Annotated in this window: 2 protein-coding genes; one reads left to right on the forward strand and one right to left on the reverse strand. The window is 64.6% G+C overall.

The window, feature by feature from the left end:
* The first annotated feature begins 301 nt into the window (after positions 1–301).
* Positions 302–643, forward strand: a complete 342-nt coding sequence (locus AC097L_RS23760; protein ID WP_479589202.1) for a hypothetical protein — start codon at positions 302–304, stop codon at positions 641–643.
* A gap of 11 nt (positions 644–654) precedes the next feature.
* Here AC097L_RS23760 and AC097L_RS23765 read toward each other — a convergent pair whose 3' ends face one another.
* The gene (locus tag AC097L_RS23765) at positions 655–1,458 is read right to left on the reverse strand and encodes a class I SAM-dependent methyltransferase (RefSeq protein WP_479589203.1); all 804 of its coding nucleotides are present in this window, start codon (positions 1,456–1,458) and stop codon (positions 655–657) included.
* Positions 1,459–1,653 lie beyond the last annotated feature (195 nt).

The raw sequence follows: 1,653 nt of genomic DNA on the forward strand, positions 1-1,653 counted from the left end.
CCGTATGCTGGCGTACCACCTCACGCAGCGACGGCATGCGGTGGCCCGGCAGCAGGCTGCCCGCGTGGATGGCGCTACGGTAATGGTCGGCAAGGTGCTGGTATTTGGGCTGGGTGGGCATGGTCATGGCCTGCCCATCATGCGGGCTGGGGTGGGGGCTGAACAGGTACAGACGAGGGCAAAACAGACCATAACAGATGCCAAATTTCTGCACTGTTGCGATACAGATGGGTGGAGTCTGTGGCTGTTCGGCGCAGGCTGGATTTTTTACGCTACAGGCTCTTTCACACAAAGGCCTTGTATGTCCACCCTTGCTGCTCCAGAACCCCTGTTCACCCTGCACCTGCAGCCCGCCCAGCGGGCCTGGGAGCGTTTACCGAGCGGGGCCGAAATCGCCGTGCAACAGGGGGCGGTGCGCCTGCATGTGATGGCCTATCTGGCGGGGCTGTGGGTGGAGCTGCCGGTGCTGTTGCAAGAAGGGCAGCGGCACCGGGTGGAGGTGGCGGGCTGGATGCAGATGGAGGCGGTGGGCACCGCCAAGCTCAGCGCGGTGGGGCGGCCAGGCTGGGGCGTAATGCCTTGGATTTATTCCTGTTTTGATAGCGCCTTGCGCCGATTCCCTAAGCGCAAGAGGCAGTTTTAGCTTGTAAGAATTTACCGCGCTTGCGCACGCGTCAGCAGGTAGTCCTGGTGCACGTGGTTGTCGACAAAGTAGTCGGCGGCCAGGGCTTCGAATCCGGCGCGGAACTGTTGCAACTGCTCGGGCGTACTGGCCAGTTGGGCAACGATTTTTTGCATCGGCCCGATGGTCTGCTCCAGAAACAGGCGGTAGTGGGGGAGGCTCAGGGCGGGCAGGGCCATGGCTCCGCGGGCGAAAAACGGCGGGCTGAACCTGTCGCCCAGGCGCTCGGCAATGGTGGCGGGGTGGCCCCACTGGGGCGGGGGGGCGGCCCCCTCGGGCGGCGGGGGCGCGTGGCGGCCAATGAACCCAAACATCCGCCCAATCATGTGCTCGGGCGGCCAGGTGGCAAAGGCGATGCGGCCCTGGGGTTTGAGCACGCGGCGCATCTCGGCCACCACCAGGGCCGGGCGCGGGGCAAACATGTGGCCAAACTGGCTCAGCACCACGTCAAACGACGCGTCGGCGTAGGGCAGTTGCTCGGCATCGCCTTCGGTCCAGACGATGTCTTCCAGCCCGGCGATGGCGGAGTTGTCGCGCGCCTGCACCAGCAGCTCGGGCGTGAGGTCCAGCCCGGTGACCCGTGCGCCCGCCCGCGCCGCCGTCAGGGCCACCACGCCAGTGCCGGTGCCCACGTCCAGCACCGCCTCGCCCGGGCGGATGTCGGCAAACCGCACCAGGTGCGCCGCCACCGGCAGGGTGAACAAGGCCATGGGCGTAAACGATGCCCACATTGCACGCTGTTGCTGCTTCCAGTCTGCCAACGGGTCGTTTGCCATGGAGCGCTCCTAAACGCCAAATACTAGTTCGCATAGCCCAAAACGCAAGCGATTGCCGGGGATTGCAGATGCAACACAGCCAGCATGCTGCCGACACACAAGATGGTCCGCCGCTTGGGAAGATCACCCCATCGCAAAAACATTGCAACAACCCCAAAGGACCTCACCATGACCCGCTCTTTCAACCGCATCGCC

It is taken from the genome of Rhodoferax sp. RT5P35, assembly GCF_056521385.1.